This is a genomic window from Angustibacter peucedani, from assembly GCF_054779595.1.
On the sequence record NZ_BAAGXY010000033.1, the window covers coordinates 1 to 8,725 of the forward strand.

At 69.6% G+C, this 8,725-nt stretch carries 9 protein-coding genes; 2 read left to right on the forward strand and 7 right to left on the reverse strand.

Annotation, left to right across the window (positions count from 1 at the left end):
- Positions 1-204 precede the first annotated feature (204 nt).
- From ACYVJ4_RS07555 to ACYVJ4_RS07565, 3 genes are all read right to left on the reverse strand, one after another.
- Complete coding sequence (locus ACYVJ4_RS07555) at positions 205-546, reverse strand: hypothetical protein (protein WP_460459502.1); 342 nt, start codon at positions 544-546, stop codon at positions 205-207.
- A gap of 104 nt (positions 547-650) precedes the next feature.
- Positions 651-1,100 (reverse strand): hypothetical protein, encoded by a 450-nt coding sequence (locus ACYVJ4_RS07560; protein WP_460459503.1) that lies wholly within the window; start codon positions 1,098-1,100, stop codon positions 651-653.
- A 352-nt stretch (positions 1,101-1,452) separates the two neighbouring features.
- Positions 1,453-3,039 (reverse strand): ATP-binding protein, encoded by a 1,587-nt coding sequence (locus ACYVJ4_RS07565; protein WP_460459504.1) that lies wholly within the window; start codon positions 3,037-3,039, stop codon positions 1,453-1,455.
- 574 nt (positions 3,040-3,613) lie between these two features.
- Here ACYVJ4_RS07565 and ACYVJ4_RS07570 point away from each other — a divergent pair.
- On the forward strand, positions 3,614-3,739 hold the full coding sequence (locus ACYVJ4_RS07570; protein ID WP_460459505.1) for a hypothetical protein: 126 nt from the start codon (positions 3,614-3,616) through the stop codon (positions 3,737-3,739).
- A gap of 285 nt (positions 3,740-4,024) precedes the next feature.
- Positions 4,025-4,297, forward strand: a complete 273-nt coding sequence (locus ACYVJ4_RS07575; RefSeq protein WP_460459506.1) for a hypothetical protein — start codon at positions 4,025-4,027, stop codon at positions 4,295-4,297.
- A 78-nt stretch (positions 4,298-4,375) separates the two neighbouring features.
- On the opposite strand, the gene purL is transcribed toward ACYVJ4_RS07575, so the two are convergent.
- The 4 genes from purL to ACYVJ4_RS07595 all read right to left on the reverse strand — a co-directional run.
- The gene (gene purL, locus ACYVJ4_RS07580) at positions 4,376-6,667 is read right to left on the reverse strand and encodes a phosphoribosylformylglycinamidine synthase subunit PurL (protein ID WP_460459507.1); all 2,292 of its coding nucleotides are present in this window, start codon (positions 6,665-6,667) and stop codon (positions 4,376-4,378) included.
- Complete coding sequence (gene purQ / locus ACYVJ4_RS07585; RefSeq protein WP_460459508.1) at positions 6,664-7,365, reverse strand: phosphoribosylformylglycinamidine synthase subunit PurQ; 702 nt, start codon at positions 7,363-7,365, stop codon at positions 6,664-6,666. The genes purL and purQ overlap by 4 nt, the downstream gene beginning before the upstream one ends.
- Complete coding sequence (gene purS / locus ACYVJ4_RS07590; protein WP_460459509.1) at positions 7,365-7,643, reverse strand: phosphoribosylformylglycinamidine synthase subunit PurS; 279 nt, start codon at positions 7,641-7,643, stop codon at positions 7,365-7,367. The genes purQ and purS overlap by 1 nt, the downstream gene beginning before the upstream one ends.
- A gap of 76 nt (positions 7,644-7,719) precedes the next feature.
- Positions 7,720-8,725 (reverse strand): RNA polymerase sigma factor (locus ACYVJ4_RS07595; RefSeq protein WP_460459510.1); only part of this gene is annotated, 1,006 nt, incomplete at its 5' end.

Below are 8,725 nucleotides of genomic sequence, written 5' to 3' on the forward strand. Positions count from 1 at the left end.
AGGACAGCGTGCTGTCTCGGGCGGGGGTCGAGACCAGAGAAGTGGGGTAGGACGTCGGCACCTGGTGCCCCAGTTCTCTGGTCTGGTGCGGGCAGCCGGCCATCGAACTGGCAGAGATCGGGCACCGGTGGTTGTCCGGGTGCCTCTTCTCTGCCAGTTCGATGACGTCCCCCCACGCCGCAGTACGTGTGTCGAGGGCGCTCTTTAGTCGCCGATCCAAGCGAGTGTCGATTCGGGAGCTCTTGAACACTCCTCGGCCAGCACACGAAGGCGCTGCAGGCCTCTCCGTTCGGGACCGTCCTTTGCGACCGCGATGGCACGAGTGCAGTCGGCGATTAGTCGACCCATCACCCGCGACGAGAGCGTCGTGTCACCGTACGGATCCACCGATTCGAGGATCGGCAGGCCGTCCGGCACTAGGCCGTACGGAGGCTGATCAATGAAACGGTCGAAGTCACCAGCCGCGTCGAAGGTTCCGCCCGATGGGTCTGGCAAGCCGGTTCGCGCTTCTCCGTTCCGATCCCTAAGTTCGACGTAGATGCCCATTGGCGGATTGTCGCAACCGCTGGCGCGGCGGTCGAACTGGGAGCCCGCTCATGCCGCGCCGAGGGCGGCTACGCTCGCCCGGATCTGCCCCACTGAGGGCTCCGTCAATTGCTCTTTGTGAATCGCGGCTGCACTTTGGGGGGCGACCCCTGCGCGTCGGCGGCAGCATCGATGACGGCGATCTCCTCACCGCTGCCAGCGTCGATCAGACCCAACACATCATGACGCTCAGGGGCCCGCGCTTGCGTTGCGCTTCCCCGTCGGCCGGCGGGGCCCGATCCAGCAGTGAGCACGTTCGAGAACCGCACGACCCAGACCAGTCGAGCATCGCTTGGAGCATGCGCGATCATCTCTCCTGCCTCAGCGGTGTCGGCGTACCGAGCCAAGAAGATGTCAGGCTTCTGAGCGAGCGCGGACGAGTACACGTGCGCGTTCACGAACGAGGACAACGCATCCGCGGCGGTAATCACGGCGACCTCGCGAGCCTTGGTGGGAAACAGCCGCTCCGCGCCTCCTCCGTAAGTGATCAGTTCCCGCAGCTGGTGGTCGTCCACGACCGGGTCGTGCCGAACAAGACGAGGAGGTGTCCGAGCCGGATCACCTTGGGCAACTCGGCCAGCATCGGCCACACCGCAAGCCGCCGCGAGCGCCAACACCGCGAACACCCAAGCCCCGGTCAGGATGCGCGGACGACACCTAGCCCTCATGCGCCCAGCATGCGGGCACGCTTCGGCATCGTCCAGCGCGATCCAACAGCGGGTGTACCTCCGCCCGCACTCGCTACGCTCGTCCGGATCTGCCGCGGTGAGGGCGACCGCCCGGTCATGCCGCCATCCGCTCAGCTTGCTCGACCCGGGGCAGGCGAGCCGGCACAAGCACAGGGGCCAAAATTGGGGGCGCCCGACGTTAGCCCCCCGTCGGGGCGCGATATTTCGTGCCCCGCTTTACCCCCTCTTGGATGAGCCGCCCCTCGTTGACCAAGCGGCGAAGCAACTCCCGCGCAGCCACTCGGTCCAGCCCGGTCAACTCCCTGACGGACTGATTCGTCAACGCCGCCCCGCTGGCTGCGACGTCCAATACGACACGTTCAAGGCTGCGCTCGGGGCCGATGACTCCGAGGGTGTAATACGCGCGACCGCGCTGGCCATGCTGATCGAGCAGTCCAGCGTCACGGAGGCGTTGGAGGCGGTTGCGAGCCTCCACGCTGTCGACGCCTAGTGCCTCGCGCGCGCGGGCGTTAGTGAGCTGATCCTCGCGGGCGGCGGTGAGGAGCAGGATGCGCTCATCAGGTTGCAGCGCCCCGCGGCGCTCATACTCGGCCAACCAGGCTCGCTCCGTGACGGACACCATTCCACCCAACCGGAGGGTGACTGAAAAGGAATCGACACCGTCTGTGAACTCAGGCTCTTCCAGCAGTTCGTACTTCATGCCGTCCTGCATCACGTCAATGCCCTGACCACTGTCCTCGGCTAGGCCGAACTTGCGTAGGACATCAATCACCGTGTGATTACGTGGGGCCTGCGCCTCGCGGAGGGTGTCGACCGTAACTGGCGGAGGAAGCGAGCCTGGGCTGCGAACGGTGACCGCCGAAGGGCGCACTTCGATCACGATCGGGGTGCGGTCGATCGTGTAGTCGCGATGAGCAACCGCGTTGGCGACGGCCTCTCGGACGACCCGACGAGGAAGGCGAGGGACGTCATGGCGAAAGGCTCCGGTCACAACCAGTTCTGTCCCAACGTCTCTAACGATCCAGTCCGTGGCGCGCTCTACCTGGTCTTGCACAGGACCCCTGATCGCCTCGCGCCTTACGTAGGACGTCGTGTCATCCGCCTCATAGGACCGCAGATCGATGTGAAATTTCCCTGCATCGAGGCTTGCGGCCGGGTCGGTGAGGGTCAACGCTCCTGCGATGGTCAGATGGCCGGACGGAGTCGCGAGCCCGCGCTCCACCCATCGGTCGACGACTGGGACGTTCATCGGCCAGCCGTGCGCCTCTGCCAACCGTCGCGCGACCGTGTCGTTCACTTCATCCAAGGCCAGGCCGCTGTCAGAGCGCTCGTAGCGTCGAAGGGTTCGGCTTGAGGCTAGCGCCCAGAGGTCGGCACCGATCACTGGCACGTTGCGGCCGCCACGGCGCTGCAGGACTCGGCCATCGCTGGTTTGCGCTACTTCGTCGAGGCGGGCGTCGACCTCCACTGCGACAATCGGCCGCGCATCTACCCGACCGGCATAGATGCGGTAGCGACCCACGTTGTGGGCGCTAAGGGCGGCCTCGTGCACAACGTCATCGGTACCCTGGTCGCGCTGCCGCCCGATAACGTGACGGCCGTCGTCGACGCCGATGAAGATCGTGCCACCCGCGGTGTTGCTGAAGGCAACCATGGCTTCCTGCAACTTCTTGGCACTTGCTCCCGACTTAAGCTCGACCTCGTCTGTCTCTCTTGCGACCAACCGCTGGAAGTCGTCAGCAGAGTACGCGTGCGGCGTGGTCACGTGTTCATAATGCCCAACTTATGAACGCAAGACAAGCGCTAACACTTCTGCCGCTCGTTGGTGTCCATAATCTTCTCATAGCCGCGCGGCCAGACTGGGTACTGCGCGCGCAGAGCAGACGTCCACGATGCGCGCCCTCCGAGCACGTAGCCCCAGTCCGGCAAGGAACCGTGGTTCGCTTGGTACGGTGCCGACACCGCGAGCCAAGTCACTTGAGGTCGCTCAGCGCTGCAACCGAACGCCCGGATCTGCAGCAGTGCGCGCGTGAGTCAGGCGCCCCACGGCCACCATCGCGTCTCCGTCGCCTGAGACTCGAAGTCACACTCGAAGCCCAGCGGCCGCCAAGACCAGGATTGCGTCCAACTTTCCTGTCGGGAGCTACAGACACGCTCCATCTGCCACCAGCCGAGACGGATGTAGAGCGCGCTGGCCAACGACAGGACAACAGCCGTCCCGGCCAGCAACATCACTCGGGGCAGCCACCTCATGGGTGCAGTCTCGGGCACGACGGCCGGCGACTTCACCCGGCGCGGCGGACTCCCACAGAGGCTTCACAACGTGTCGGCATGGCTCAATGGTCGTCCGCATATGCCGCAACGAGGGCGGCTACGCCAACATCGTCGGGCGCCTAGTTGCGCTGTTCCCATCACAGCCAGGGGGCTGCCTCGCCACGCCCAAGGACTGGGGTCACCTCAAGTGAGGGTCGCCGGAAGTCGACACCAATCTGGACAAGGCAGGGAGAGGGGGCGACGTGGACAGCAACGGCATTCTTCGCAGGATTGCGATCAACGCGCACGCTGTGCTTCCTCGCTCTCGCGACCAAGTCTGGGCTGAGTTGGAGCTGGGGGACCACCCCGCTTGGTCGGACCCTCCGGGGCAGTCACGCATGGCCGGATCGTCGCGCGGGCTGGCCGTCGGGAGTGCCCGCGCATTCCTGACTGCCCCAATGCCCCCGCACGGTCTCCGCACGGCCGTGTACTCGGAGGTGACAGACATCGTGATCGGCACGGCCATCACAACATTCACCGTCATGGCAGGGGCGGAGCACACCGAGACGTTGACTCTGCACGACCGGAACCTCGGCGAGACCACCGCTGAGCTGTCGGGTTGGCTGACACTCCCCGCGTCCGCGACAGCCGACCTCTCAAGAACGCAGCGGAACTTCACGCGATTGGCGGAGGGCTTGCTTCGGCGGGCCGCCGAGTGGCGTCCGGGCGACCCGCACCGACCCAACCTCGTGCCGCGCGAGGACTTCTAGTTCCGCAAGACGTTAAGGCCCCGGGCGGAGAGGAGATCCACAGAACAGAGAGGGCGCCCGGTCTCAGTCTCGGGCGGGTCAGGGCTCGAAGACCGACGGCAGCGTCGCCTCGTGGATCTCGCGGAGCTCGCCCAGCGGGAGCGTGAACTGACCCTGGACGTCGAGCGCGGGCTCTCCTTCGCCGACGTCCACGACGCCGATCCGCAGGTGCGCCACGCCACGCGCGCTGCACATGTCGGTGAAGCGCACCTCCTCCGACCGCGGCACCGACACGACCACGCGTGCCGTCGACTCGCTGAACAGCGCCACGAACGGGTCGATCCCGTCGCGCTCGCACAGCTCGTCCAGCCACACCCGCGCCCCGACGCCGTAGCGCAGGCACGCCTCCCCCAGCGCCACCGCGAGGCCGCCGTCCGACAGGTCGTGCGCGGCGTCGACCATGCCGTCGCGCGACGCCGCCACGAGGATCTCGCCCAGCACCCGCTCGGCGTCCAGGTCGACCGTCGGCGGCATCCCGCCCAGGTGACCGTGCACGACGTCAGCCCACGACGACCCGCCTAGCTCGTCGCGCGTCGACCCGACCAGGTAGATCACCTGGCCGGCGTCGCGCCAGCCGGACGGCGTGCGGCGGGCGACGTCGTCCAGCACACCGAGCACGCCGACCACGGGCGTCGGGTGGATAGCGGTCGTGCCGGTCTGGTTGTAGAGGCTCACGTTGCCGCCGGTGACCGGGACGCTGAGCGCCTGGCACCCGTCGGCCAGCCCGGTGACGGCCTGCGCGAACTGCCACATGACGCCCGGGTCCTCGGGCGAGCCGAAGTTGAGGCAGTCCGTGACGGCCAGCGGCACGGCGCCGGCGGTGGCGACGTTGCGGTACGCCTCGGCCAGCGCGAGCTGCGCGCCGGTGTAGGGGTCGAGCGCGGCGAACCGGCTGTTGCAGTCGGTCGAGATCGCGACGCCCAGGCCGGTCGCCTCGTCGACGCGCACCACGCCCGCGTCGTCGGGCATCGCCAGCGCGGTGTTGCCCATGACGTAGCGGTCGTACTGGTCGGTGACCCACGCGCGGCTGCTGAGGTTCGGCGAGCCCATGAGCTGCAGCAGCGTCGCCCGCAGCTCGTCACCCGTCGTCGGCCGCGCCAGCCGCTCGGCCGAGGGGACGTCGGCCTGCAACGCGTCGAGCGACGCCGGCCGCGAGTAGGGCCGCTCGTACACCGGGCCGTCGTGCGCGACGGTGCGCGGCGGGACGTCGACCACGGTCTCGCCGTGCCAGTCGACGACCAGCCGGCCGGTCTCGGTCACCTCGCCGACGACGGTCGCCTCGACGTCCCAGCGCTGCGCGATCGCCATGAAGGCGTCGAGCTGCGCAGGCGTGACGACCGCCATCATGCGCTCCTGCGACTCGCTCATCAGGATCTCTTCGGGCGCCAAGGTGTTGTCGCGCAACGGGACCCGGTCGAGCCACACGTGCATGCCGCCGTCGCCGTTGCTCGCCAGCTCGGACGTCGCGCACGACAGCCCCGCCCCGCCGAGGTCCTGGATGCCCTCGACGACACCGGCCGCGAACAGCTCGAGGCAGCACTCGATGAGCACCTTCTCGGCGAACGGGTCGCCCACCTGCACGGCCGGCCGCTTGCTCGGCCCGGTCGACTCGAAGGTCTCGGACGCCAGCACCGAGACGCCGCCGATGCCGTCGCCGCCGGTCTTGGCGCCGAACAGCACCACCAGGTTCCCTGCGCCGGAGGCGTTGGCCAGGTGGATGTCCTCGTGCCGCATCGAGCCCACGCACAACGCGTTGACGAGCGGGTTGCCCTGGTAGCAGGGGTCGAACACGACCTCGCCGCCGATGTTGGGCAGGCCGAGGCAGTTGCCGTAACCGCCCACTCCCGCGACGATCCCGGGCACCACCCGGTGGGTGTCAGGGTGGTCGATCGCCCCGAACCGCAACGGGTCCATCACCGCGATCGGGCGCGCGCCCATGCTCATGATGTCGCGCACGATGCCGCCCACACCGGTGGCCGCACCCTGGTACGGCTCGACGTACGACGGGTGGTTGTGGCTCTCGACCTTGAACGTCACGGCCCAGCCGTCGCCGATGTCGACGACCCCGGCGTTCTCGCCGATGCCGACCATCAGCTTCTCGCGCATGGCGTCCGTGGTCTTCTCGCCGAACTGACGCAGGTGCACCTTGCTCGACTTGTACGAGCAGTGCTCGCTCCACATGACGCTGTACATCGCCAGCTCGGACGACGTCGGGCGGCGTCCGAGGATCTCGCGGATCCGCTGGTACTCATCGGGTTTGAGGCCGAGCTCGGCCCACGGCTGCTCGACGTCCGGCGTACCGGAGGCGGCCTCGACGGTGTCGATGCTCATGCCCGCACCAGCCCCTCGACCGCCTCGACGACCGAGGTGAAGAAGCCCACGCCGTCCAGGCCGTCGGTGCCGCTGCGCGGGTCGGGGCCGAAGCCGCGCTCGGTGGCGTGCTCGGGGTGCGGCATCAGCCCGACGACGTTGCCCGCCGCGTTGCTGATGCCCGCGATCGCGCGGTACGAGCCGTTCGGGTTGTCGCCCACGTACCGCGCGACGACCCGGCCCTCGCCCTCGAGCTCGTCGAGCGTGCGCTCGTCGGCGACGTAGCCGCCCTCGCCGTTCTTCAGCGGCACCACCACCGACTGGCCCGGCGCGTAGTGCCGGGTCCACGCCGTGTCGGTGCGCTCGATGCGCAGCTCCTGGTCGCGGCAGACGAACTTGCGGTGGTCGTTGCGCACCAGCGCGCCCGGCAGCAGGTGCGTCTCGCACAGCACCTGGAACCCGTTGCAGATCCCCAGCACCGGCAGCCCGCCCCGCGCCGCCTCGACCAGCGGCTCCATCACCGGCGCGAAGCGCGCGATCGCGCCGCAGCGCAGGTAGTCCCCGTACGAGAACCCGCCCGGGATGATGACGGCGTCGACCCCGTGCAGGTCGGCGTCGCCGTGCCACAGCCGCACCGACTCCGCACCACCGGTGCGGGCCGCACGGGCGGCGTCGACGTCGTCCAGCGAGCCGGGGAAGGTGACGACCCCGACGCGCATCAGGCGCCCGCCCCGGCCTGCTCGGCGGGCTCGTCGGCGGCCGCGACCCGGACGACGTCCTCGATCACCGGGTTCGAGAGCAGGGTGCCGGCGGCCTCGCGGACCTGGGCCAGCACCTCGTCGGTGACCTCGCCCTCGACCTCGAGCTCGAACCGCTTGCCCTGGCGCACCGACGTGAAGCCGGTGAAGCCCAGGCGGGGCAGTGCGCCGGCGACGGCCTGCCCCTGCGGGTCGAGGATCTCGGGCTTGAGCATGACGTCGACGACCACGCGTCCCATGCAGGCGCTCCAGATGACGGCGGCCCCTCGGCCGGGCGATCAGCGGTCCGCCCAGCGTACCGAGCGTCGGGCAGGCTCAGCGCAGCCGGTCGGTCAGCAGCGCCCGCTCGGCCACGTTGCCGGTGCCCGCGAGCGCCAGCTCGTCCGCCGCCCGCGCCTCGTCGGCCCGGCCGAGCTCGCGCAGCAGCGAGGCCCGGATCGCGTGCCGCAGGTGGTAGCGCTCGAGCGGCTCGGCCAGCGCGTCGACCTCCGCGAGGGCCGCCGCCGGCCCCTCGACCCGGGCCAGCGCCACCGCCCGGTTGAGCCGGACGACGGGCGACGGGTCGTGCCTGAGCAGCACGTCGTAGAGGGTGAGGATCTGCAGCCAGTCGGTCTCGGCGAACGAGCCCGCCTCGCAGTGCACCGCGGTGATCGCGGCCTGCAGCTGGTACCGCCCCGGACGACGGAGCGCGGCCGCCCGCTCCAGCAGCGCGACGGCGGCGGCGACCTCGTCCTGCCGCCAGAGCGAGCGGTCCTGGACGGCGAGCAGCACCAACCGGCCGGTGTCGTCGAAGCGCGCCGCCGACCGCGCCTGGTGCAGCCGCAGCAGCGCCAGCAGGCCGAGCGGCTCGGGCTCGTCCGGCAGCGCCGTCGCCACCACGCCGGCCAGCCACGTCGCGTCGTCGGCGAGGTCGCGGCGCGACGGGTCGGGTCCCGCCGTCGCGAGGAAGGCCTCGTTGTAGGCGGTGGCGATCACGGACAGGACGACGTCCAGGCGGGCGGGCAGCTCGTCGACGTCCGGGATGCGCACCGGGATCGCGGTGGCGCCGATCTTGCGCTTGGCCCGCGAGATGCGTTGCGCGACAGTTGATTCAGGCTCGAAGGTCGCTCGCGCGATCTCGGCGGTGGTGAGACCGACGACGGCCCGCAGCGTCAGCGCGAGCCGCGCCTCGGGCGGCAGCGCCGGGTGGCAGCACCCGAACAGCAGCCCGAGCCGGACGTCGTCACCCGGCCGCCCGCCGACGTCCGGGCTGCCGGCGCCCGGGTCGACCAGCGCGGCGCGCGCACCCGCCGCCCAGTCGCCCAGCGCCGGCAGCCGCTCG

Coding starts and splice junctions, on each gene's coding strand:
- ACYVJ4_RS07555 (WP_460459502.1), bottom strand. CDS start 546: ATGGGCATCTACGTCGAACTTAGGGATCGGAACGGAGAAGCGCGAACC.
- ACYVJ4_RS07570 (WP_460459505.1), top strand. CDS start 3,614: ATGGTCGTCCGCATATGCCGCAACGAGGGCGGCTACGCCAACATCGTC.
- purL (WP_460459507.1), bottom strand. CDS start 6,667: ATGAGCATCGACACCGTCGAGGCCGCCTCCGGTACGCCGGACGTCGAG.
- purQ (WP_460459508.1), bottom strand. CDS start 7,365: ATGCGCGTCGGGGTCGTCACCTTCCCCGGCTCGCTGGACGACGTCGAC.
- purS (WP_460459509.1), bottom strand. CDS start 7,643: ATGGGACGCGTGGTCGTCGACGTCATGCTCAAGCCCGAGATCCTCGAC.